Raw genomic sequence first — 22,868 nt, 5'->3', positions numbered from 1 at the left:
TGCTGCGGTTACGCGTTCTTCAGCACTTCACTGACAATCTCTACCGCTTCTTTTTCAATCAGCTTGCGATGTTCTTCGCCGAGGAAGCTTTCGCAGTAGATCTTGTAGGCGTCTTCGGTGCCTGACGGACGCGCCGCGAACCAGCCGTTGTCGGTCATCACCTTCAGGCCGCCAATCGCCGCCCCGTTGCCCGGCGCCGCGGTCAGACGAGCAGTGATCGGATCGCCCGCCAGGGTGTCGGCGCTGACCATTTCCGGAGAGAGCTTGGACAGCGCCGCTTTTTGCGCGGAGGTCGCGGAAGCCTGCAGGCGGTTGTAGCTCGGCGCACCAAAGCGTTCCGCCAGTTCGTTGTAATGCTCCTGCGGGTTTTTCCCGGTCACCGCGGTGATTTCCGCCGCCAGCAGGCACATGATGATGCCGTCTTTATCGGTGGACCATGGCGTGCCGTCAAAGCGCAGGAAGGAGGCCCCGGCGCTCTCTTCGCCGCCGAAGCCGAAGCTGCCGTCGAACAGGCCGTCGACAAACCATTTAAAGCCCACCGGCACTTCCACCAGCTTGCGGCTCAGATCGTTCACCACGCGGTCAATCATCGCGGAGGAGACCAGCGTTTTACCCACCGCCACCTCTTTGCCCCACTGCGGACGATGCTGGAACAGGTAGTTGATCGCTACCGCCAGGTAATGGTTCGGGTTCATCAACCCGGCTGGGGTGACAATCCCGTGGCGGTCGTAATCCGGATCGTTAGCAAACGCCAGATCGAACTTATCGCGCAGCGCCAGCAGGCCCGCCATCGCACACTCTGAGGAGCAGTCCATACGGATGGCGCCGTCTTTATCGAGGTGCATAAAGCGGAAGGTCTGGTCAACCTGATCGTTCACAATGGTCAGATTGAGCTTGTAGTGTTCGCCAATGCGTTTCCAGTATTCGATACCGGACCCGCCCAGCGGATCGACGCCCAGCGTCAGGCCCGCTTTCTGGATCGCCGCCATGTCGACGATGTCCGCCAGCCCTTCAATGAACGGCTGCACCAGATCCTGTTCTTTAACGTGACCAGAAGCCAGCGCCGCGTCCAGAGAAATGCGTTTCACGCCCTGCAGGCCCGCGGCCAGCAGTTCGTTGGCGCGGTTCTCCACCACTTTGGTGACGTTGGTATCAGCCGGGCCGCCGTTTGGCGGATTGTACTTGATACCACCATCTTCCGGCGGGTTGTGTGACGGGGTGATCACAATGCCGTCCGCCAGCGGACCGCCTTTTTTGTTATGCACCAGAATCGCGTTGGAGACTGCCGGCGTCGGAGTGAAGCCGTTGTTTTCCTGCACGATCACGTCAACGCCGTTGGCGGTTAACACTTCCAGCACCGAAATAAACGCCGGCTCGGAGAGAGCGTGGGTATCTTTGCCGACATAGCACGGACCGGTGATCCCGTTCTTCGCACGATCTTCCGCAATGGCCTGGGCGATGGCCAGGATATGCGGTTCGTTGAAGTTGTGGCGCGCCGCGCTACCGCGATGGCCAGAGGTGCCGAATTTTACCGCATGCTCCGCATTACCGACTTCAGGCTTCAGCACGTAGTACTGAGCAGTCAGTTGGGCGACGTTAATCAAATCACTCTGTTGCGCAGGCTGCCCCGCACGTTTATCGATTGCCATTGCCTGATCCTTCTGGTGCAAATGTTAAAAAGCTAGATCGTGCCGCAAACCTTTTCAATCAGCTCCGCAGGGAACTGCATCGACTGCATGATGTGCTCAATCATGCTGCATTTACGGCCGGTATTGGTATTAGTGATAACCCACCACGGTGTACCAGGAACCTGTTTTGGTTTGGTCTGATTACCGCTTTTCAGCAGCGTACGCGCATCTTCTGCAAAGTAGACGCGCGTGCGGCCATGCAGAGACTCAGTCGCCTCGGCAAATGCTTTATTGTCCAGAGAATAGAGGGTCGTCAACACCAGCATGAAACGGTTCACCGCACGCTTCTGCTCGGCGTATTCATCAGATAACAACAGCTCGCGCATGGCGCGGACTTTATCTTTCGCCGGGTTAGCGGGTTTCACCTCCACGGCAGGCGCTGGCGCCAGTGCCGGCGCGGCTTTGCTGACCGGTGTAGCCGGTTGGGAAACGGCGGAAAATTTCAGCATGCGCCGTAAAATGTCGGATGCGCTCTCGCCGATATGCAGAGTGTGGCTGGCAATATAGCGATAGAGTTCATCATCAACTTCAATTGTTTTCATCTTAATCCAGTGCGATATCTTTTCTGAATACAAATCGTTGGGATTATAAGTACAAATCCCAACCGCGGATAGCGTCAAACCAGGATGGCGGTAAAACTCAGAAAACTTCTGGGTCTTGCAGCCGGATGGCAGAATGTCCAACATAATACCCTAACCCGACGGAGCGAAAAAAAGAACTTTGCCATGAAATTAAATAGCCGAGCGCAATCTGCACAGAATCCGCACAACCACTCCCCGATCGTGCTGGTCCACGGTCTGTTTGGCAGCCTGGACAACCTGGGCATCCTCGCCCGCGACCTGATCGCCGACCACGATATTGTGCAGGTCGATATGCGCAACCACGGTTTGTCGCCGCGATCGCCAGAGATGACCTACCCCGCCATGGCGCAGGATCTGCTTGATACGCTTGACGCGCACCAGATCGAGCGCGCCACCTTTATCGGCCATTCGATGGGCGGGAAAGCGGTGATGGCGTTGACCGCCCTGGCGCCGGAACGCATCAGCGGGCTGGTGGCGATCGATATCGCGCCGGTGGATTATCATGTGCGCCGCCATGATGAGATCTTCGCCGCTATCCGCGCCGTCAGCGAATCCTCCGCCAGCAGTCGCCAGCAGGCGGCGCAGGTGATGCGTGAGCATCTGCGGGAAGAGGGCGTGATTCAGTTCCTGCTGAAATCTTTTGTCGACGGCGAATGGCGCTTTAACGTGCCGGTGCTGTGGGACCAGTACCCGCATATCGTCGGCTGGGAAACCATTCCGGCCTGGCCGCACCCGACGCAGTTTATTCCCGGCGGCAACTCGCCCTATGTGACCGACGCCTACCGCGACGCGCTGCTGGCGCAGTTCCCGCAGGCCCGGGCGCACGTCATCGCCGGCGCCGGACACTGGGTGCATGCCGAGAAACCCGAGGCGGTGTTACGCGCCATCCGCCGCTATCTGACGAGCATCGCCGCCTGATTGGCTAAAATATGCCCGACCGCGCCGCAGAATGCCCGCGGTCGTTGGCGCAGCCGTTCGCCTGATGTATGATGGCGCGCTATCTGCGCCGGCTAGAGCCCGGCAGCTTGTTTCCCCGAAGTCACTCAGAATCATGGCAAAAGAACAAACGGACCGTACGACATTAGATTTGTTCGCAAACGAGCGTCGCCCGGGAAGACCGAAAACCAATCCGCTGTCGCGCGATGAACAACTGCGCATCAACAAACGTAACCAGCTGAAACGCGATAAGGTTCGCGGGCTGAAGCGCGTCGAGTTAAAACTCAACGCCGACGCGGTCGATGCGCTCAATGAACTGGCGGAAGCGCGTAATATGAGCCGCAGCGATCTCATTGAAGAGATGCTGATGACCCAATTGCGCGCCCTGCACAGCCAGGGAAAAGTCTAACTTTCCGCGAAAAATCCGCATTCGTGTAGCAGAGTGTGCAGTCGGGCGTGATTGCTGTTTCCGCGCCCTTGCCTGTTCTGCTATGATTGCCGTTATCTATGGGCATCGCGTCCCTACCACATCATTTAAGTTTCAAGAGGTTATTTTACTCATGGCAATCATCGGCATCTTTTTTGGCAGCGACACCGGCAACACCGAAAATATTGCAAAAATGATTCAAAAGCAGCTTGGTAAAGATGTTGCTGATGTTCACGACATTGCCAAAAGCAGCAAAGAAGACCTGGAAGCCCACGACATTCTGCTGCTCGGTATCCCGACCTGGTACTACGGCGAAGCGCAGTGTGACTGGGACGACTTCTTCCCGACGCTGGAAGAGATCGACTTCAATGGTAAACTGGTGGCGCTGTTCGGCTGTGGCGACCAGGAAGACTACGCAGAATACTTCTGTGACGCGCTGGGCACCATCCGCGACATCATTGAGCCGCGCGGCGCGACCATCGTCGGTCACTGGCCGACAGCCGGGTATCATTTTGAGGCCTCCAAAGGCCTGGCGGATGACGACCACTTCGTCGGCCTCGCCATTGATGAAGACCGCCAGCCGGAGCTGACCAACGAGCGCGTTGAGAAATGGGTGAAGCAGGTTGCCGAAGAGCTGCACCTCGAAGAAATCAAAAACGCCTGATGATTAAGCGGCGCAATCATTGAGTTGCGTCGCATTAATAGACAAAAGCAATCAAACTAATAGCTACAAGTTTTTAACTTTTAATCACATATCTGTACAATGTCCTCTGATTCTACGAGGCACGTGACGCAGTTTGTAGCTGGTGCCTCGTTTTTGACAGCAAACCAGGCCTGATGCTTGCAGTTTTCATTTACCAGTGGCAGTTCTATAATGAGACGCATTACGTCGGGTTAATTTCTGTATGACTTCCGTTGAAGGAAGTAGATCGTTTAGCAACAGGACAGATTCCGCATGACTGACAACAATACCGCATTAAAGAAGGCTGGCCTGAAAGTCACACTTCCTCGACTGAAAATCCTTGAAGTGCTGCAGGAACCGGATAACCATCATGTCAGTGCGGAAGACTTATATAAACGCCTGATCGACATGGGCGAAGAGATCGGTCTGGCGACCGTTTACCGCGTACTCAACCAGTTTGATGATGCCGGTATCGTGACTCGTCATAATTTTGAAGGCGGTAAATCCGTTTTCGAACTGACCCAGCAGCATCACCACGATCACCTGATTTGCCTCGACTGCGGCAAAGTGATCGAATTCAGCGATGACTCGATCGAATTACGCCAGCGTGAAATTGCCTCCCGCCACGGCATCCGCCTGACCAACCACAGTCTGTATCTGTACGGTCATTGTGCGGAAGGTGATTGCCGCGAGGACGAACACGCCCACGACGCGGTGGAAAAATAATTCCCCGCTTCGCTGAGACTGAAAAGCCAACCTGCCGGTTGGCTTTTTTATGGGCGCCTCTGCTGCCCTTACCGCTCTCGTCCCACAGGTGACCTTCCCGCGTCCCCGTTTTGTCCGGAGAGTTGATATGGAACTTCGCCAGCTACGCTATTTTGTGCGCATTGTTGAAACCGGCAGCATGGGGCGCGCCGCGCTTGATCTTAATATCGGCGTCTCGGCGCTCAGCCAGCAGATCGCACGCCTGGAAAACGAACTGGCCATTCGCCTGCTGCAGCGGACCTCCCGCGGGGTCACGCCCACCAGCGCGGGTCTCGCTTTCTACTCGCAGGCACAGCTGGCGCTGCGCCATGCCGATGATGCCATCCTCGCCGCCCGCGAGGCGCGCCTGTCAGGCCACGTTAGCGTCGGCATGGCCCCCAGCACCGCCTCCGTTCTCGGCGTCCCGTTCATCAATGCGATGCGCGAAAGCTATCCCGACGTGCGCCTGCATTTGGTGGAAAGCCTCTCCGGTAATCTGGAGCGGATGATCAACACCCGCCAGCTCGATTTAGCTATCGTTTTCCAGCAGGAAAAGATCCTGCGCTGGAGCGCCAGACCGGTGCTGGAAGAACGCCTGTTCCTGATTGGCACCCATGCGCTGTTGGCCCCCCTGCAGGAGGACCACATCTCCCCTGACCAGCTCACCTCCCTGCCGTTGATTATGCCAAGCCAGGGCCATGGCCTGCGCGGCAGGCTGGAGGCAGTTTGCCAGCAGCATCATCTCAGCGTTGAGGTGGTGGCGGACATTGACGGTCTGGCCCTGCTGATGCAGGCCGTGCGCAGCGGACTGGGGGCCACCCTGCAGCCCGGGGCCGCCATCTCCCACCTCGACCATCAGGCGCTGAGGGTGATCGACGTCGTCAACCCGATACTCAGTCGCCCCAACTTTCTGGTCAGTCTGTCTGATGATGAACTCACTCCGGCAGGCCTTGCGGCTCGAGTGATACTCAGCAAAGTCATGCGCCAGCTGGTGGAGTCTGACCGCTGGCCGGGTGCTACCCTTTACGCTCACTAAACCCCTCTTTAGCATTACACCATAGCGCCTCACCGCTGTTACCACCTACATTCCCATTACAAATTTAACAATTAATTAAATTGTAAGGGAGCCGATAATGGTGGATGTACTGGTGATTGGCGGCGGCAATGCCGCGCTATGCGCCGCCTTAACCGCCCGGGAAGCTGGCGCCTCGGTGCTGCTGCTGGAGGCGGCGCCGCGGGAGTGGCGCGGCGGCAACTCGCAGCACACGCGTAACCTGCGCTGTATGCACGATGCGCCGCAGGACGTGCTGGTCGACAGCTACCCGGAAGAAGAGTACTGGCAGGATCTGCTGCGCGTCACCGAGGGGAATACCAACGAAGCGCTGGCCCGAATGGTGATCCGCACCTCGTCACAATGCCGGGACTGGATGCGCCAGCACGGCGTGAACTTTCAGCCACCGCTCTCCGGCGCCCTGCACGTGGCCCGCACCAACGCCTTTTTTATGGGCGGCGGCAAAGCGCTGGTCAATGCCTATTACCGCAGCGCGGAGCAAATGGGGGTGCAGATCCGCTACAACACACCGGTGCAGGCTCTCGAGCTGCGCAACGGCGAATTTGTCGCCGCGCTGGCGGGCGAGGAACGGATTGTTGCAAAAAGCTGCGTCCTCGCCGCCGGCGGATTTGAATCCAACCGCGAATGGCTGCGCGAGGCCTGGGGGCAAAATGACCGCGGTGAATGGCCCGCCGATAACTTTCTCATCCGCGGCACCCGCTTCAACCAGGGAGTGCTGCTTAAGTTTATGATCGACGCCGGGGCCGATATTATCGGCGATCCCTCGCAGTCCCACTGCGTCGCCATTGACGCCCGGGCGCCGCTCTACGATGGCGGGATCTGTACCCGCGTCGACTGCGTGTCGCTGGGGGTAGTGGTCAACCGCGATGCCGACCGTTTTTACGATGAAGGAGAAGATTTCTGGCCCAAACGCTATGCCATCTGGGGCCGGCTGGTCGCCCACCAGCCCGGGCAAATCGGCTACTCGATCATCGACAGCAAAGCCATCGGCCACTTTATGCCGCCCGTCTTTCCCGGCGCTCAGGCCAACACCCTTCCCGAGCTGGCCCGCCAGCTCGGCCTGGACAGCGAACGCTTTACGCAAACCATCGCCGACTATAATGCCGCCTGCGCGCCAGGCCAGTTCGATCATACCCGCCTGGATAACTGCGCCACCGCCGGCCTGACGCCGCCAAAGACCCACTGGGCGCGGCCTATCGATACGCCGCCTTACTACGGCTATGCCTTACGTCCGGGGATCACCTTCACCTACCTCGGGCTCTACGTCGACGACACCGCCGCCGTCCACTTCGCCGGTAAACCCAGCCGCAACCTGTTTGTCGCCGGGGAAATGATGGCTGGCAACGTGCTGGGCAAAGGCTATACCGCCGGCGTCGGGATGTCGATCGGCACCACCTTCGGCCGCATTGCCGGCCAGCAAGCCGCCCGGGCGGCACAGCAGGAGAAACACCATGAAGTCGCTTGAGAAGCTGATCATTGAGGCGCAGATCATCACCGAGCCGGAGGCGGAAGTGGAAAGGGTGATGCAGGTATGTAACGCCTGCCGCTACTGCGAAGGGTTTTGCGCCGTATTCCCGGCGATGACCCAGCGCCTGGCCTTTGGCAAAGCAGATATTAACTATCTGGCTAACCTGTGTCATAACTGCGGCGCCTGCCTGCACGCCTGTCAGTACGCGCCGCCGCACGAATTCGCGATTAACGTGCCGAAGGCGATGGCCGAAGTTCGGCTGGAAACTTATCAGCATTACGCCCAGCCCGCCGCCTTTGGCAGCCTGTACCGCCGGGCTGGCGTGACCACCGTACTGGCGCTGGTCGGCGGACTGATTTTCTTTCTGCTGCTGGCGATGGGGCTCAAAGGCTCGCTGCTTCATCCGCCGCTGGCGGGCGATTTCTATCAGATATTCCCGCATAACCTGCTGGCGTGGATGTTTGGCTCGGTCTTCGTGCTGGCCTTTGGCTTGCTGATGACCGGGGTGATCCGCTTCTGGCGCGAGATCTCCCCGGGCCAGCCGCACGCGGTTGATATCGCCAAGGCCTCACAGGATGCGTTGACGCTGAAATATCTCGATGGCGGGCATGGCAAAGGCTGCAACGAAGCCGATGACGCCTTCACGCTGATGCGCCGCCGTTTCCACCACTTCACCTTCTACGGCTTTATGCTCTGCTTCGCCGCCACCGTGGTGGCCACGGGCTATCACTATTTCGCCGACCGGGAAGCTCCCTACCCGTTCTTCAGCGTCCCGGTGCTGCTGGGGACCCTTGGCGGCATCGGCCTGCTGGTGGGGCCGGCTGGCCTGCTGTGGCTAAACCTGCGCCGGTCGCCGTTGCACGGCGATGCACGACAAAAACCGATGGACCGCGGCTTTATCCTGCTACTGCTGCTGACCAGCTTCACCGGCCTGGCGCTGCTGGCGGGACGGGATACCTCATGGATGGGTATTTTGCTCGCTGTTCACCTCGGGGTGGTAATGGCCCTGTTCTTAACCCTTCCCTACGGAAAATTTGCCCACGGATTTTATCGCTGTGCGGCGCTACTCAAGTGGGCAATTGAGAAGCGGCGCGGAAAACAGGCGGCAGTCGCAGGCGACTAACCCGCTCCCTCTTACCTCTATAAAAACAAGATAAAGACAATGGAGAGCACACCCTATGACGCAACAATCCACGCGCGCCGGCACCGTCGGCGCTATCCTCCGCGTGACCAGCGGTAATTTTCTCGAACAGTTCGACTTTTTCCTGTTTGGCTTTTATGCCACCTATATCGCCCGCACCTTCTTTCCGGCGGAGAGCGAGTTCGCAGCGCTGATGCTGACCTTTGCGGTGTTTGGTTCGGGCTTCCTGATGCGCCCCATCGGCGCGGTGGTCCTCGGCGCCTATATCGACAGAATCGGGCGCCGCAAAGGGCTGATGGTCACCCTGGCGATCATGGGCTGCGGGACGCTACTCATCGCCCTGGTACCTGGCTATCAGACCATCGGCGTGCTGGCGCCGATCCTCGTGTTAGTGGGCCGCTTGCTGCAGGGGTTTTCCGCGGGCGTCGAGCTTGGCGGGGTGTCGGTCTATCTGTCGGAAATCGCCACGCCGGGCAATAAAGGCTTCTATACCAGCTGGCAATCCGCCAGCCAGCAGGTGGCTATCGTCATGGCGGCGTTGATTGGCTATGCGCTGAACGCCACGCTTGAGCATGAGGAGATCGCCGACTGGGGCTGGCGCATCCCTTTCTTCATTGGCTGCCTGATTATTCCGCTGATTTTCGTGCTGCGCCGCTCGCTGCAGGAAACAGAGGAATTCCTGCAGCGTAAACATCGCCCGGATACTAAAGAGATCCTGACCACTATCGCCAGGAACTGGCGCATTATTACCGCCGGGACGTTGCTGGTGGCGATGACCACCACCACCTTTTATTTTATCACCGTCTATACGCCGACCTACGGCAGAGCGGTGCTGCACCTCAGCGCTCGCGACAGCCTGCTGGTGACCATGCTGGTGGGCATCTCTAACTTTATCTGGTTACCGATTGGCGGGGCGATCTCTGACCGGATCGGTCGTCGCCCGGTGCTGATGGGCATTACCGTGCTGGCGCTGCTCACCACCTGGCCGGTGATGCACTGGCTCACCGCCGCGCCCGATTTTACGCGTATGACGCTGGTCCTGCTGTGGTTCTCGTTCTTCTTTGGCATGTATAACGGCGCGATGGTGGCGGCGCTCACCGAAGTGATGCCGGTGTACGTCCGCACTGTGGGATTCTCTCTGGCCTTTAGTCTCGCTACTGCCATTTTCGGCGGCCTGACGCCGGCTATCTCTACCGCCCTGGTCGAGCTCACCGGCGATAAAAGCGCGCCGGGCTGGTGGCTAATGTGCGCCGCGCTGTGCGGGTTCATTGCCACCGCGCTGCTGTTCGTGCGGCTGAGCCGAGGCTATCAGCCGGCGGAGAGTCAGCGCTAAAAAAACAAACGGGCGGAGGTATGCTCCGCCCGTTTGCCGCTAACGTCTGATTTAATGGGTCGTATTATTGCTGCGGATCTCCTTCCAGATCTGGTCGCAGCGCGCTTTCACCGCCTGATCGTTGCCGGTGCGGGTGGCCTGAATACACTGTTGGTAATCCAGGACGCGAACGCTCTCCTGATTGGCAAATTGCTGGTGCCGTTTATCCTCTTTCAGTACATTCAGTACGCTCTGACAGGCTTCAATCTTGTCCGGATTCCCCTCCGCCGTATTAATACAGGCGCTATAGGCATCTTTGAGTTTGGTGTCTTCTTTCGGTGCCGGCGACGTGGCGCAGGCCACCAGACCCGAGGCCATCATGGCAATAAGCAGCATTTTTTTCATTGTCGTTCTCCCAGAGGTGCGGCAGGCTCACGCCCGCCGCGCAGGCATCAGAAAATAGTGAACGGGGCGATAACCATGAACTTCACGTCGCGCTCATCCTGGAAGATGTTGCCGTAGCCGCCGCTCCAGCTCGGAATATCGGAATGGTTGTCGTACTGGGTAAAGTGCAGTTTGAACAGGGTGCCCTTCGCCCGACCTTCCTGCACGGTATACAACGCATCCAGGCTGTAAGCCGATTCTTTCAGGCGATAGTCAGGGTCATAGTACGCATCCGGAGAGGACATTCTTCCCGGCTTCGCATCCCAGGCGTAGACATAAGACGCGCCAAATGCCCAGCCAGGCATATCCCAGTTTTTCATGTCATACATCGCGCCGAAGAAGACCGCTTTTTCGCCGTTGGCGTTAAAGTCGGAGCGGTTATCCCACCAGATATCGAGACGACCGTTGGAAGAGGCATAGGTCGGCGTCATACGCTGCAGGAAGTAGCCCTGCTGGCCATCGGCCTTCACCCAGGTGCCTTCCAGACGCAGGTCCAGCACATCCGCCACTTTATAGCCGAAGGTTAACGCCTGCAGCCATGCGGTGCCGTCATAGATGTCATTGACCCCGCCGTTGCTGACCTTATCGCGGGTGCCGTAGAACTGGTAGCTGGTGCTCAGCGGCGCGCCGGCGACGTCAAACTTGTAGCTGGCTTTTGCAAAGTACTGATCGATATAGCCCTGAGCCTGACCAAATGCCGCCTCCAGCACCAGGTCGTTTTTGAAATCATATTTGGCGCCGACGGAGTGGAGATAATCAACTTTGGTTTTCTTGTCGTTCTGATAGAAATCGTCCATCTCGATATGCCATGGCGCTTTATACTCGTTCGTCCACATATAGGAAAAACTTAACGCGCCCGCCGTGCCATAGTCGAAGTTAGCCCCGGCCTCCGCCCCCTGATAGGTACCTGGCATAAAGCTCCAGTGCGGGGCCAGCAGAGTCTGGCCGGTTGGCTGGATATAGCCCGCACGTGCCCACGCCGGACCGTATTTGAATTTCGCGGCGGCTTTATACAGGCTGATACCGCTCTTATCGCCGGAGTAGTCTTCGTCATAGGCTTTGTTGCGCGATGAGAAGGCAATTTCGTTCGGGTGGCCGCTATCGCCGTTCTCGGCCATTTCAATCGCGGTAAATGCAGCAATATCAAGGCCAAACATATCGGCAGCATAGCCGGACTGGAAGTCCAGGTTAGCGTTCCAGGTGGAGTGGGAAAGGTTGGTTTTATATTTGTCGCCGTCGGTGACATCTTTACGGTCACGCTCACGCTGCCAGTAATAGATACCGCCGGTTAAGGTTGAATCATCGATAAAGCCTGCTGCGCTGGCCTGCGGAACCACAACCCAGCCCGACATCGCGGTGACGGCGGCAATAGCCAGCGCCAGCGTACTACGTTTGCCACTAAACGTACGCATGTGCATATCCTCTTTGACGTTTTAAAAGGCGAAGACCAACGGTCATTCGCTAAAAAAATAAATAAAACTGCAAAATGTGGGGCGGTGAAAAAGGCCGCGAAACCACTGTAGATAGACTATTTTTCGTGACGCGAATTATCAATGTTTTTCGTGAGGCAAAGCTTAAGATTATGACAAAGCGCACATAATTTATGTCTTTTTGTTACAGTCTTATCCCTGATAATTTTGTCATGGAAGTCATTGCAAAATCAGGGAAAAATAGAAGAACTGAAAGCGATTACATTGGTTTTTTGTATATGACAGGAAACATCAGAAGCGCTATTTATTACCGCGCAGTAACAGGATTAATTCGCATCGCGAAAATGAAAAGTTTAATTGGCTGATTCTGAAACAAAAAAAAGCGCCGCAAGGTGCGACGCTTTTACGAGAGGGAAATTTATTCGCCGACTTTCGCCCAGGTATCACGCAGCCCGACAGTGCGGTTGAACACCAGACTGGAGGCGTTTGCATAGCGACTGTCGAGGCAGAAGTAACCTTCACGCTCAAACTGGTAAGCTTTGCCTGCTTCGGCCTGCGCCAGGCTCGGCTCCGCATATCCCTGCTTAATCACCAGCGAATCCGGGTTGATTACCGCGAGGAAATCTTCCTCCGCACCCGGGTTCGGTACGCTGAACAGGCGATCGTAAAGACGGATCTCCACCGGCAGCGCATGCGCCGCACTTACCCAGTGGATCACGCCTTTGACCTTGCGGCCGTCGGCCGGATCTTTGCTCAGGGTGTCGGCATCGTAGGTGCAGAAGATGGTGGTGATATTGCCTTCGGCATCTTTCTCCACGCGTTCCGCTTTGATCACGTAGGCGTTGCGCAGACGCACTTCTTTACCCAGCACCAGACGCTTGTACTGTTTGTTGGCTTCTTCACGGAAGTCCGCGCGATCGATCCAGATTTCGGCGCTGAACGGCACTTCACGACTGCCCATTTCCGGCTTGTTCGGATGGTTCGGCATCGCCACCATTTCGCTTTCGCCCTGCGGATAGTTCTCGATAACCAGTTTCACCGGATCGATCACCGCCATCGCGCGCGGGGCGTTTTCGTTGAGATCTTCACGAATGCAGGACTCCAGCGATGCCATCTCGATGGTGTTGTCCTGCTTGGTCACGCCGATGCGCTTGCAGAACTCGCGGATGGATTCAGCGGTGTAGCCACGGCGACGCAGACCAGAGATGGTCGGCATACGCGGGTCATCCCAGCCTTCCACGTGCTTCTCGGTCACCAGCTGGTTCAGCTTACGCTTGGACATCACGGTGTATTCGAGATTCAGGCGCGAGAATTCATACTGACGCGGGTGAACCGGAATGCTGATGTTGTCGAGCACCCAGTCGTACAGGCGGCGGTTGTCCTGGAACTCCAGGGTACACAGCGAGTGGGTGATGCCTTCCAGCGCATCGCTGATGCAGTGGGTGAAGTCATACATCGGGTAGATGCACCACTTGTTGCCGGTCTGATGATGCTCAGCGAACTTAATGCGGTACAGCACCGGATCGCGCATCACGATGAACGGCGATGCCATATCGATCTTCGCGCGCAGGCAGGCTTTACCCTCTTCGAAGCCGCCGCTGCGCATTTTTTCAAACAGCGCCAGGTTTTCTTCCACGCTGCGGTCGCGATACGGGCTGTTTTTACCCGGCGCTTTCAGGGTGCCGCGGTATTCGCGAATTTCATCAGGAGAGAGTTCATCAACATAGGCCAGACCTTTGTTGATCAGCTCAACCGCATACTGATGCAGCTGATCAAAGTAATCAGACGAGTAGCAAACGTCCCCGGACCAGTGGAAACCTAACCACTGCACGTCGTTTTTAATCGACTCCACGTATTCGATATCTTCTTTCACCGGGTTGGTGTCATCGAAACGCAGGTTGCATTGACCCTGATAATCCTGCGCGATGCCGAAGTTCAGGCAGATGGATTTCGCATGGCCAATGTGCAGATAACCGTTCGGCTCCGGCGGGAAGCGAGTGTGAACGGTGGTATGTTTACCGGTAGCCAGATCTTCATCAATGATCTGACGGATAAAGTTAGTCGGGCGGGCTTCTGCCTCACTCATCACGGGTTCCTCAAAGCGTAAACAACGTATAACGGCACATGATCTTACAAGCAGGACGTAGTGACAACTATTAGTTACGTAAAATAGGTATCAGAAGAGGATTATGGGGCCGATTGCTGGAAAAAAAAGCGGCGAAGGTTTCCCTTCGCCGCTGAGGCATAAACTCGACTCAGGAGCCTTACTTGCCTTTAATCTCATACAGCGGCGTCTGGCCGGCAACGACCTTACCGCTCGCCAGTATCACCAGCGCGCTGTAGTCATCGCTGTTGCTGCAGACGACCGGACTGATCATTGAGCGCGCGTTGGCGTTGAGGAAGTCCAGATCCATTTCCAGGATCGGCTCACCGGCCTTCACGTCCGTGCCCTCTTCAACCAAACGTTTGAAGCCCTTGCCTTCCAGCGCCACGGTGTCGATACCCATGTGGACGACGATTTCCGCGCCGTTGTTGGTTTCGAGGCAGAACGCGTGGTTAGTGTTGAAAATTTTCACCACAGTACCCGCCGCTGGCGCGACAACGATGTTGCTGGTCGGTTTCACCGCGATACCGTCGCCGACGGCTTTGCTGGCGAAGGCTTCGTCCGGCACCTGTTCGAGCGCCACCACGTCACCGGTAATCGGCGAAACCAGCGACTCAACGGTCTTCGCATTCGCTACCGCCTGCGGTTTAGCCGCTGGCGCTGCGGTGGCGACATTGCCAGCCGGTGCGGCTGCTGCTGCCGCTACCGGGCCGCGGGTAACCACTTTTTTCATCTCATCGCTGATAGATTCTGCTTTCGCACCGACGATAACCTGGATGGTTTGCTTATTCAGTTTCACCACCCCGGACGCGCCGAGACGTTTACAGGCCGCGTCGTTCACTTTCGCCGAATCGCCCACAGTCAGACGCAGACGGGTGATACAGGCGTCAATGGCTTTCAGGTTGTCCGTTCCGCCCACCGCGGCGATATAGCTGGTCGCCAGCTGGGTAAGGCCCTCTTCAGTGTTGCTGTTGGCTTCTTCCGTTACCACGTCAGCGGCTTTGTCTTCACGACCCGGCGTTTTCAGGTTGAACATGCGGATCACCGCGCTGAACAGCAGGAAGTAGACGAAGAAGAACACCACGCCCATCACCAGCAGCATCCAGACGTTTTTGCTGGCCGCTGGCAGGCTGTACATCAGCACATAGTCAATTGCACCTGCGGAGAAGGAGAAGCCCGCGTGGATCCCCAGCGCTGTTGCGATGAACAGGCTGATACCGGTCAGCACCGCGTGCAGGAGGTACAGCAGCGGAGCCAGGAACATGAACAGGAATTCCAGCGGCTCGGTTACCCCGGTCAGGAACGCGGTGATGGCTACGGACAGCAGCATACCGCCGACCATCGGACGACGCGCTTTCGGCGCCGCCAGATACATCGCCAGCGCCGCACCCGGCAGACCAAACATCATGATCGGGTAGAAGCCGGACATGAACATCCCCGCGGTGCCGTCGCCGGCGTAGAAGCGGTTGATGTCGCCGTGGAACACAGCGCCAGCGGCGTTAGTGAACTCACCAATCTGGAACCAGGCGATGGTGTTCAGCACCTGATGCAGACCGGTTGGGATCAGCAGACGGTTGATGAAACCAAAGATACCGGAACCGAGCGCCCCTGCGGAGACGATCCATTCGCCACCAGAGTGGATAGCGTGTTGCACCGGCGGCCAGACGTAGCCGAAGATCGCGGCGAGGATCAGACAGAAGAAGCCGGTGGCGATCGGCACGAAGCGTTTGCCGCCGAAGAAACTCAGGAAGTCCGGCAGCTTGATGCCGGCCCAGCGGTTGTACACCGCCCCTGCCACCAGACCGGTAATGATACCGGCCAGCACGCCCATGTTAATTTCCGGGTTGATGGTGACCATCGCTTTGGTCATCACGAAATACCCTACTGCGCCGGCCAGCGCCGCAGAACCCGCGTTATCCTTGGACCAGCTTGATGCCACACCAATTGCGAAGATCAGCGCCAGATTATCGAAGATCGCCCCACCCGCTTGCGCGATGAAGGGTACATTCAACAGGTCTGGTTGCCCGAAACGCAGCAGCAATGCCGCGACCGGCAGCACTGCGATAGGGAGCTGCAACGCCCTACCCAGTCGCTGAAAGAAACCTAAAATATTCATCTTATTCCCCCTATGAGACCCCGATGAGGCTCATTTTCAAAGCCACTTTTTTATTGTGTAACAAGGTCGGTTTTATCACTTACCGGCAAAGTGTGTGAAAAATTAATTCGTATCGCAAATTAAACGGGTATTTTTTGTGATAATTATCACCAAATATCGTATTCCCCCCTCCCTTTCACTGGCTAACATCGAAAACTTATTTTATCATTCAAAAAATCAACACGGATTGACCCCGGTCGGCGCAGTTGCTGCAATACTCTCCTCAGAGTGCTGGCGCCAATCCGCCAGAATCTACTTTAACTATAGAGGTGAAGAATGAGACTGATCCCCCTGGTAACCGCTGAGCAGGTCGGTAAATGGGCTGCCCGCCACATCGTTAACCGTATTAATGCATTCAAACCGACCGCGGACCGCCCGTTCGTGCTGGGTCTGCCTACCGGTGGCACTCCGCTGACCGCCTACAAAGCGCTGGTTGAAATGCATAAAGCAGGCCAGGTTAGCTTCAAACACGTCGTCACCTTTAATATGGATGAATATGTCGGCCTGCCAAAAGAGCATCCGGAAAGCTATCATAGCTTCATGCACCGTAATTTCTTTGACCACGTTGATATTCCGGCAGAAAATATCAACCTGCTGAATGGTAACGCGCCGGACATCGATGCGGAATGCCGTCGCTATGAAGAAAAAATTCGTTCCTACGGTAAAATCCACCTGTTCATGGGCGGTGTAGGCAACGATGGTCACATCGCGTTCAACGAACCGGCCTCTTCTCTGGCGTCCCGCACCCGTATTAAGACCCTGACCCATGACACCCGTGTGGCGAACTCCCGCTTCTTCGATGGTGATGTGGATCTGGTGCCGAAATACGCGTTGACCGTGGGCGTAGGCACCCTGCTGGATGCAGAAGAAGTGATGATTCTGGTGCTGGGTCATCAGAAAGCGCTGGCGCTGCAGGCGGCGGTAGAAGGTAACGTCAACCATATGTGGACCATTACCTGCCTGCAGCTGCATCCGAAGGCGGTGATTGTCTGCGACGAGCCGTCCACCATGGAGCTGAAAGTGAAAACCCTGAAATATTTCAACGAATTAGAAGCTGAAAATATTAAAGGTCTGTAATGTAGTCGTGTCCCGCCACTTGCGCGGGACCCTCTTTTTCTTTGTATGCATCATCATGCCGGCGGCAAATGAACGATCGCTGACCTGATGGGGCGTATATACCGGGGGTCGTAATGTATGCATTAACCCAGGGCCGGGTTTATACCGGTCATGAAATTCTCGATGACCATGCGGTTGTTATCGCCGATGGCCTAATCGAACGTCTCTGTCCGCTGGCGGATTTGCCGTCTGACATGGAGCAGCGCTCGGTCAACGGCGCAATAATTGCCCCCGGTTTTATCGACGTTCAGCTCAATGGCTGCGGCGGCGTGCAGTTTAACGACAGCCCAGAGGCGGTCACCGTTGAAACGCTGGAGATCATGCAGAAGGCGAACGAACGTTCAGGCTGCACCAGCTTCCTGCCGACGCTGATTACCTCCAGTGACGATCTGATGAAGCAAGGTATCCGCGTCATGCGCGAATACCTGCAAAAACACCCGAATCAGGCGCTGGGTCTGCATCTTGAAGGGCCGTGGCTGAATATCGTCAAGAAAGGCACCCACAACCCGGACTACGTGCGTAAACCGGACGCCGCGCTGGTCGATTTCCTCTGCGATAACGCCGATGTGATCACCAAGGTGACCCTCGCCCCTGAGCGCGTTGAGCCGGAAGTGATCCGCAAGCTGGTTGCCGCCGGGATCGTCGTCTCCGCCGGCCACTCCAACGCCACGCTGAAAGAGGCGAAAGTCGGCTTCCGCGCCGGCATTACCTTCGCCACTCACCTGTATAACGCGATGCCGTATATTACCGGACGCGAACCGGGTCTGGCCGGGGCGATTTTTGACGAGCCGGATGTCTACTGCGGTATTATTGTCGACGGGATGCATGTCGATTATGCCAACGTACGTAACGCCAAGCGCCTGAAAGGCGACAAACTGTGTCTGGTCACCGACGCCACCGCGCCGGCGGGGGCGAATATTGACCAGTTCATTTTTGCCGGGAAAACAATATACTACCGCAATGGACTGTGCGTAGATGAAAACGGCACGCTCAGCGGCTCCTCCCTGACCATGATTGAAGGGGTGCGTAATCTGGTGGAGCATTGCGGCGTGGCACTGGACGAAGTATTGCGGATGGCGACGCTCTATCCCGCGCGCGCTATCGGTGTGGACAAGCAGCTCGGCAGCATTGCGCCGGGCATGGTCGCTAACCTGACCGCCTTTACACGCGATTATAAAATCACCAAGACCATCGTTAATGGTAACGAGGTCGTCACTGAGTAAGTAAAAGTATGACAGCAGGCGGACAAGCTCAAATTGGTAACGTTGACCTCGTAAAACAACTGAACAGCGCGGCCGTGTACCGCCTGATTGACCAGCATGGGCCTATCTCGCGCATTCAGATAGCCGAACAAAGCCAGCTTGCCCCTGCCAGCGTGACCAAAATCACGCGTCAGCTTATTGAGCGCGGCCTGATCAAAGAAGTCGATCAGCAGGCCTCCACCGGAGGCCGCCGCGCTATCTCTATCATCGCTGAAACCCGCAACTTCAACGCCATCGGCGTGCGGCTTGGCCGCTATGACGCCACTCTGACCCTGTATGATTTAAGCAGCAAGACCCTGGAAGAGGAACATTTTCCCCTGCCCGAGCGCACCCAGGAAACGCTGGAACACGCCCTGCTGAATATCATCGCCACCTTTATCGAAAACTGTCAGCGCAAAATTCGCGAGCTGATCGCCATCTCGGTGATCCTGCCAGGCCTCGTCGACCCGGAAAGCGGCGTGATCCGCTATATGCCGCATATTGCGGTGGAAAACTGGGGCCTGGTCGGGGCGCTGGAAAAACGCTTCAACGTCACCTGCTATGTCGGGCACGACATCCGCAGCCTGGCGCTGGCCGAGCACTATTTCGGTGCAAGTCAGGACTGCGAAGACTCCATCCTGGTGCGCGTGCACCGCGGTACCGGCGCGGGCATCATCTCTAACGGGCGCATTTTTATTGGCCGGAACGGCAACGTCGGCGAAATTGGCCACATTCAGGTCGATCCGCTGGGCGAGCGCTGCCACTGCGGCAACTTCGGCTGTCTGGAGACCGTCGCGGCCAATGCCGCCATCGAACAGCGGGTTCGCCACCTGCTTGAGCAGGGCTACCAGAGCCGTCTGACGCCGGATGACTGCACGATCAAAACTATCTGCAAAGCGGCCAACAAGGGCGATGCCCTGGCCTGCGAGGTGATTGAGTACGTGGGGCGTCACCTCGGGAAAACGATCGCCATCGCGATTAACCTGTTCAACCCACAAAAAATCGTTGTCGCCGGCGAAATAGTGGAAGCTGAAAAGGTCCTTCTTCCGGCCATCGAAGGCTGCATTAACGCCCAGGCGCTGAAAGCGTTTCGCAAGAACCTGCCGGTGGTGCGTTCTACCCTCGACCATCGCTCAGCGATTGGCGCCTTCGCGCTAGTCAAACGCGCTATGCTCAATGGCACGCTGCTGCAGCGCTTGCTTGAGAGCTAATCGCCTCTTTATTGATAGCGCGAAACGATCCGCATCACCCTGTCGCTGGTGGGTATGGTCCACCAGCGATGTGAAACCTCATCGATGACGAGTATAGTTTCGTCTTTGTTAATGATTCTGGACCCACCATGACCATTCAAAACATAATTTGTGATATTGACGGCGTGCTGATGCACGATAACGTCGCCGTTCCCGGCGCTGCCGAGTTTATCAAACGCATCCTCGATAAAGGCATGCCGCTGGTAATGCTGACCAACTACCCGTCGCAAACCGGCCAGGATTTGGCCAACCGTTTCGCCACCGCCGGCATCGACGTGCCGGATACCGCGTTTTACACCTCGGCGATGGCCACCGCCGATTTCCTGCGCCGCCAGGAAGGCAAGAAAGCCTATGTGGTGGGTGAAGGGGCGCTGATCCACGAACTGTACAAAGCCGGCTTTACCATCACCGATGTGAACCCGGATTTTGTCATCGTCGGGGAAACCCGTTCATTCAACTGGGAGATGATGCATAAGGCCGCCTTCTTCGTTGCCAACGGCGCCCGCTTCATTGCTACCAACCCGGATACGCACGGTCGCGGCTTCTACCCGGCCTGTGGCGCGCTGTGCGCCGGGATCGAGAAGATCTCCGGCCGTAAGCCGTTTTACGTAGGTAAACCCAGCCCGTGGATCATCCGTTCAGCGCTGAACAAAATGCAGGCTCACTCCGAGCAGACAGTGATCGTCGGCGATAACCTGCGCACTGACATTCTGGCCGGCTTCCAGGCGGGGCTGGAGACTATTCTGGTGCTCTCCGGCGTCTCCACCCTCGATGACATCGACAGCATGCCGTTTCGCCCGTCGTGGATTTACCCTTCCGTCGCGGAAATCGATATTTTCTGATGCCAACCACGTCGCAGGACGTGGTTTTTCATTTATAGCGCCTGCCAAAAGTCATCCATCTAATAAAAACGGCCTATAAATGCGTATTCCTCAATAAAGTCGCTCAAAAGATACTCTTTTTTTTACTGTTCAATAATCACAGTTGCGTTTTTTCTTTTTCAGGCCGCAAAACCCTTGCGCCAGCGCCCCCTTTACGGCATTTTCTTAAGCACGCACTCAGGCTTCGCCACGAGACGAAGCCAGCACAACATCAAACACGACAGGGTAATGGAGAAGGCTATGTGTTCTATTTTTGGCGTACTGGATATTAAAACTGACGCAGGCGAGCTGCGTAAAAAGGCGCTGGAGCTTTCCCGCCTGATGCGCCATCGCGGTCCGGACTGGTCTGGCGTGTATGCCAGCGACAAAGCGATTCTGGCGCACGAGCGCCTGTCTATTGTCGACGTCAACGCCGGTGCCCAGCCGCTGTACAACGCCGAAAAAACCCATGCGCTGGCCGTTAACGGCGAGATCTACAACCATCAGGCGCTGCGCGCGGAGTATGGCGATCGCTATCAGTTCCAGACCGGCTCTGACTGCGAAGTGATCCTCGCGCTGTATCAGGAAAAAGGCCCTGAGTTCCTCGACGACCTGCAGGGGATGTTCGCCTTCGCCCTGTACGACAGCGAGAAAGACGCGTACTTAATTGGTCGCGACCATATCGGTATTATTCCGCTGTATATGGGCCATGACGAACACGGCAACTTCTATGTCGCCTCCGAAATGAAAGCGCTGGTGCCGGTATGCCGCACCATTAAAGAGTTCCCGGCGGGCAGCTACCTGTGGAGCAAAGACGGCGAAATTCGCCAGTACTATCAGCGTGACTGGTTCGATTACGACGCGGTGAAAGACAACGTTACCGATAAGAACGAGCTGCGCCAGGCGCTGGAAGAGTCGGTGAAAAGCCACCTGATGTCCGACGTGCCTTACGGCGTGCTGCTCTCCGGCGGTCTTGATTCATCGGTCATCTCGGCTATCACCAAGAAATTCGCCGCCCGTCGCGTCGAAGATCAGGAGCGTAGCGAAGCCTGGTGGCCGCAGTTGCACTCTTTCGCGGTCGGTCTGGAAGGCTCTCCTGACCTGAAAGCGGCGCAGGAAGTGGCCAACCACCTCGGCACCGTACACCACGAAATTCACTTTACGGTCCAGGAAGGGCTGGATGCGATCCGCGACGTTATCTATCACATCGAAACGTATGACGTGACCACCATTCGCGCCTCGACGCCGATGTACCTGATGTCGCGTAAAATTAAAGCCATGGGCATCAAAATGGTGCTTTCCGGCGAAGGTTCGGACGAAGTGTTCGGCGGCTACCTCTATTTCCATAAGGCGCCGAATGCCAAAGAACTGCACGAAGAGACGGTGCGCAAGCTGCAGGCGCTGCATATGTTTGACTGCGCCCGCGCCAACAAAGCGATGTCCGCCTGGGGCGTGGAAGCCCGCGTGCCGTTCCTCGACAAGAAGTTCCTCGACGTGGCGATGCGCATCAACCCGCAGGATAAGATGTGCGGCAACGGCAAAATGGAAAAACACGTGCTGCGTGAATGCTTTGAATCCTACCTGCCGGCCAGCGTTGCCTGGCGGCAGAAAGAGCAGTTCTCTGACGGCGTCGGCTACAGCTGGATCGATACGCTGAAAGAAGTGGCCGCGAAGCAGATCAGCGATCAGCAGCTGGAAACGGCGAGCTTCCGTTTCCCGTACAACACGCCGACCTCCAAAGAAGGCTATCTGTACCGCGAGATCTTCGAAGAGCTGTTCCCGCTGCCGAGCGCGGCGGAGTGTGTCCCTGGCGGTCCGTCGGTGGCCTGCTCTTCAGCGAAAGCCATTGAGTGGGATGAAGCGTTCAAGACCATGAACGATCCATCAGGCCGTGCGGTGGGCGTCCACCAGTCTGCCTACAAATAAGCCCTGACGGGCGGTGAAACGCGAAACGGACCCTCCGGGGTCCGTTTTCTTTTTGCAGGATTTATGCCGCTGAAAAACGATAAATAACCAATAATTGCCGAATATTGCAGCGAGCTGTTCGCAACCTAACCAAACAGTCACATTACAACGATTTTCCTTGAAAAAGAGGTTGACGCTCGCAGGCCCAATACGCATAATGCGCCCCGCAACGCCGATAAGGTTACGCGAAAAAAAGATGGCTACGTAGCTCAGCTGGTTAGAGCACATCACTCATAATGATGGGGTCACAGG

Annotated in this window: 19 protein-coding genes and 1 pseudogene; 14 read left to right on the top strand and 6 right to left on the bottom strand. The window is 56.8% G+C overall.

Annotated elements, in window-relative coordinates; translation table 11 throughout:
- Positions 1-8: 8 nt before the first annotated feature.
- Positions 9-1,649: a phosphoglucomutase (alpha-D-glucose-1,6-bisphosphate-dependent) gene (gene pgm, locus NKJ21_RS22035; RefSeq protein ID WP_160326254.1), complete on the bottom strand. Its 1,641-nt coding sequence runs from the start codon at positions 1,647-1,649 to the stop codon at positions 9-11.
- Between the two features lie 32 nt (positions 1,650-1,681).
- Complete coding sequence (gene seqA / locus NKJ21_RS22030) at positions 1,682-2,230, bottom strand: replication initiation negative regulator SeqA (protein ID WP_012542439.1); 549 nt, start codon at positions 2,228-2,230, stop codon at positions 1,682-1,684.
- A 183-nt stretch (positions 2,231-2,413) separates the two neighbouring features.
- Here seqA and ybfF point away from each other — a divergent pair, with 183 nt between their 5' ends.
- From ybfF to NKJ21_RS21990, 8 genes are all read left to right on the top strand, one after another.
- Positions 2,414-3,187: an esterase gene (gene ybfF / locus NKJ21_RS22025; RefSeq protein ID WP_012542440.1), complete on the top strand. Its 774-nt coding sequence runs from the start codon at positions 2,414-2,416 to the stop codon at positions 3,185-3,187.
- Positions 3,188-3,320: 133 nt separating this feature from the next.
- Positions 3,321-3,614 (top strand): LexA regulated protein, encoded by a 294-nt coding sequence (gene ybfE / locus NKJ21_RS22020; protein WP_012542441.1) that lies wholly within the window; start codon positions 3,321-3,323, stop codon positions 3,612-3,614.
- 151 nt (positions 3,615-3,765) lie between these two features.
- The gene (fldA, locus tag NKJ21_RS22015) at positions 3,766-4,296 is read left to right on the top strand and encodes a flavodoxin FldA (RefSeq protein WP_002894765.1); all 531 of its coding nucleotides are present in this window, start codon (positions 3,766-3,768) and stop codon (positions 4,294-4,296) included.
- Positions 4,297-4,587: 291 nt separating this feature from the next.
- Positions 4,588-5,040, top strand: a complete 453-nt coding sequence (gene fur / locus NKJ21_RS22010) for a ferric iron uptake transcriptional regulator (protein WP_002894761.1) — start codon at positions 4,588-4,590, stop codon at positions 5,038-5,040.
- A 127-nt stretch (positions 5,041-5,167) separates the two neighbouring features.
- Positions 5,168-6,094: a tricarballylate utilization LysR family transcriptional regulator TcuR gene (gene tcuR / locus NKJ21_RS22005; protein WP_008805663.1), complete on the top strand. Its 927-nt coding sequence runs from the start codon at positions 5,168-5,170 to the stop codon at positions 6,092-6,094.
- A gap of 97 nt (positions 6,095-6,191) precedes the next feature.
- Positions 6,192-7,595 carry an FAD-dependent tricarballylate dehydrogenase TcuA gene (gene tcuA, locus NKJ21_RS22000; protein ID WP_022065690.1) on the top strand — a complete coding sequence of 468 codons (1,404 nt, stop codon included), beginning with the start codon at positions 6,192-6,194 and terminating at the stop codon, positions 7,593-7,595.
- The gene (gene tcuB, locus NKJ21_RS21995) at positions 7,582-8,721 is read left to right on the top strand and encodes a tricarballylate utilization 4Fe-4S protein TcuB (protein WP_023322236.1); all 1,140 of its coding nucleotides are present in this window, start codon (positions 7,582-7,584) and stop codon (positions 8,719-8,721) included. The genes tcuA and tcuB overlap by 14 nt, the downstream gene beginning before the upstream one ends.
- Positions 8,722-8,776: 55 nt before the next feature.
- Positions 8,777-10,072 carry an MFS transporter gene (locus NKJ21_RS21990; protein ID WP_008805660.1) on the top strand — a complete coding sequence of 432 codons (1,296 nt, stop codon included), beginning with the start codon at positions 8,777-8,779 and terminating at the stop codon, positions 10,070-10,072.
- A gap of 51 nt (positions 10,073-10,123) precedes the next feature.
- On the opposite strand, the gene chiQ is transcribed toward NKJ21_RS21990, so the two are convergent.
- Positions 10,124-10,456, bottom strand: coding sequence for a ChiQ/YbfN family lipoprotein (gene chiQ, locus NKJ21_RS21985; RefSeq protein ID WP_022065692.1), 333 nt, complete (start codon positions 10,454-10,456; stop codon positions 10,124-10,126).
- A gap of 47 nt (positions 10,457-10,503) precedes the next feature.
- Positions 10,504-11,907: a chitoporin gene (gene chiP / locus NKJ21_RS21980; protein ID WP_008805658.1), complete on the bottom strand. Its 1,404-nt coding sequence runs from the start codon at positions 11,905-11,907 to the stop codon at positions 10,504-10,506.
- Between the two features lie 74 nt (positions 11,908-11,981).
- On the opposite strand from chiP, the pseudogene NKJ21_RS21975 reads away from it, so the two are divergent.
- Positions 11,982-12,290, top strand: a pseudogene (locus NKJ21_RS21975) (methionine synthase).
- 53 nt (positions 12,291-12,343) lie between these two features.
- Here the strand turns inward: NKJ21_RS21975 and glnS are convergent.
- Together glnS and nagE are read right to left on the bottom strand one after the other, a co-directional pair.
- The gene (glnS, locus tag NKJ21_RS21970; protein ID WP_012542445.1) at positions 12,344-14,011 is read right to left on the bottom strand and encodes a glutamine--tRNA ligase; all 1,668 of its coding nucleotides are present in this window, start codon (positions 14,009-14,011) and stop codon (positions 12,344-12,346) included.
- A gap of 178 nt (positions 14,012-14,189) precedes the next feature.
- The gene (gene nagE / locus NKJ21_RS21965; protein WP_208777572.1) at positions 14,190-16,145 is read right to left on the bottom strand and encodes a PTS N-acetyl glucosamine transporter subunit IIABC; all 1,956 of its coding nucleotides are present in this window, start codon (positions 16,143-16,145) and stop codon (positions 14,190-14,192) included.
- 315 nt (positions 16,146-16,460) lie between these two features.
- On the opposite strand from nagE, the gene nagB reads away from it, so the two are divergent.
- The 5 genes from nagB to asnB all read left to right on the top strand — a co-directional run bounded on the left by nagB (position 16,461) and on the right by asnB (position 22,577).
- On the top strand, positions 16,461-17,261 hold the full coding sequence (gene nagB / locus NKJ21_RS21960) for a glucosamine-6-phosphate deaminase (protein WP_012542446.1): 801 nt from the start codon (positions 16,461-16,463) through the stop codon (positions 17,259-17,261).
- A gap of 113 nt (positions 17,262-17,374) precedes the next feature.
- Positions 17,375-18,523: an N-acetylglucosamine-6-phosphate deacetylase gene (gene nagA, locus NKJ21_RS21955; protein WP_012542447.1), complete on the top strand. Its 1,149-nt coding sequence runs from the start codon at positions 17,375-17,377 to the stop codon at positions 18,521-18,523.
- Between the two features lie 8 nt (positions 18,524-18,531).
- Positions 18,532-19,752, top strand: a complete 1,221-nt coding sequence (locus NKJ21_RS21950) for an N-acetylglucosamine repressor (RefSeq protein WP_008805654.1) — start codon at positions 18,532-18,534, stop codon at positions 19,750-19,752.
- Between the two features lie 128 nt (positions 19,753-19,880).
- Positions 19,881-20,633 carry an HAD-IIA family hydrolase gene (locus tag NKJ21_RS21945; RefSeq protein WP_022065694.1) on the top strand — a complete coding sequence of 251 codons (753 nt, stop codon included), beginning with the start codon at positions 19,881-19,883 and terminating at the stop codon, positions 20,631-20,633.
- 279 nt (positions 20,634-20,912) lie between these two features.
- Positions 20,913-22,577, top strand: coding sequence for an asparagine synthase B (gene asnB, locus NKJ21_RS21940; protein WP_008805652.1), 1,665 nt, complete (start codon positions 20,913-20,915; stop codon positions 22,575-22,577).
- Positions 22,578-22,868 lie beyond the last annotated feature (291 nt).

Origin of the sequence: Klebsiella sp. SWET4 (assembly GCF_024296565.1) — a bacterium.
Lineage (GTDB): Bacteria > Pseudomonadota > Gammaproteobacteria > Enterobacterales > Enterobacteriaceae > Klebsiella > Klebsiella variicola.
The sequence above is the reverse complement of the archived record's forward strand: the minus strand, read 5'-3'. Positions and strand labels throughout refer to the sequence as shown.

What these genes read in the sequence shown, in the direction of transcription:
- nagA (WP_012542447.1), top strand. Translation starts at nt 17,375, where the DNA reads ATGTATGCATTAACCCAGGGCCGGGTTTATACCGGTCATGAAATTCTC.
- NKJ21_RS21945 (WP_022065694.1), top strand. Translation starts at nt 19,881, where the DNA reads ATGACCATTCAAAACATAATTTGTGATATTGACGGCGTGCTGATGCAC.
- fldA (WP_002894765.1), top strand. Translation starts at nt 3,766, where the DNA reads ATGGCAATCATCGGCATCTTTTTTGGCAGCGACACCGGCAACACCGAA.
- nagB (WP_012542446.1), top strand. Translation starts at nt 16,461, where the DNA reads ATGAGACTGATCCCCCTGGTAACCGCTGAGCAGGTCGGTAAATGGGCT.
- chiQ (WP_022065692.1), bottom strand. Translation starts at nt 10,456, where the DNA reads ATGAAAAAAATGCTGCTTATTGCCATGATGGCCTCGGGTCTGGTGGCC.
- ybfE (WP_012542441.1), top strand. Translation starts at nt 3,321, where the DNA reads ATGGCAAAAGAACAAACGGACCGTACGACATTAGATTTGTTCGCAAAC.
- chiP (WP_008805658.1), bottom strand. Translation starts at nt 11,907, where the DNA reads ATGCGTACGTTTAGTGGCAAACGTAGTACGCTGGCGCTGGCTATTGCC.
- nagE (WP_208777572.1), bottom strand. Translation starts at nt 16,145, where the DNA reads ATGAATATTTTAGGTTTCTTTCAGCGACTGGGTAGGGCGTTGCAGCTC.
- asnB (WP_008805652.1), top strand. Translation starts at nt 20,913, where the DNA reads ATGTGTTCTATTTTTGGCGTACTGGATATTAAAACTGACGCAGGCGAG.
- seqA (WP_012542439.1), bottom strand. Translation starts at nt 2,230, where the DNA reads ATGAAAACAATTGAAGTTGATGATGAACTCTATCGCTATATTGCCAGC.
- tcuA (WP_022065690.1), top strand. Translation starts at nt 6,192, where the DNA reads ATGGTGGATGTACTGGTGATTGGCGGCGGCAATGCCGCGCTATGCGCC.
- NKJ21_RS21990 (WP_008805660.1), top strand. Translation starts at nt 8,777, where the DNA reads ATGACGCAACAATCCACGCGCGCCGGCACCGTCGGCGCTATCCTCCGC.
- glnS (WP_012542445.1), bottom strand. Translation starts at nt 14,011, where the DNA reads ATGAGTGAGGCAGAAGCCCGCCCGACTAACTTTATCCGTCAGATCATT.
- pgm (WP_160326254.1), bottom strand. Translation starts at nt 1,649, where the DNA reads ATGGCAATCGATAAACGTGCGGGGCAGCCTGCGCAACAGAGTGATTTG.
- NKJ21_RS21950 (WP_008805654.1), top strand. Translation starts at nt 18,532, where the DNA reads ATGACAGCAGGCGGACAAGCTCAAATTGGTAACGTTGACCTCGTAAAA.
- ybfF (WP_012542440.1), top strand. Translation starts at nt 2,414, where the DNA reads ATGAAATTAAATAGCCGAGCGCAATCTGCACAGAATCCGCACAACCAC.
- tcuR (WP_008805663.1), top strand. Translation starts at nt 5,168, where the DNA reads ATGGAACTTCGCCAGCTACGCTATTTTGTGCGCATTGTTGAAACCGGC.
- tcuB (WP_023322236.1), top strand. Translation starts at nt 7,582, where the DNA reads ATGAAGTCGCTTGAGAAGCTGATCATTGAGGCGCAGATCATCACCGAG.
- fur (WP_002894761.1), top strand. Translation starts at nt 4,588, where the DNA reads ATGACTGACAACAATACCGCATTAAAGAAGGCTGGCCTGAAAGTCACA.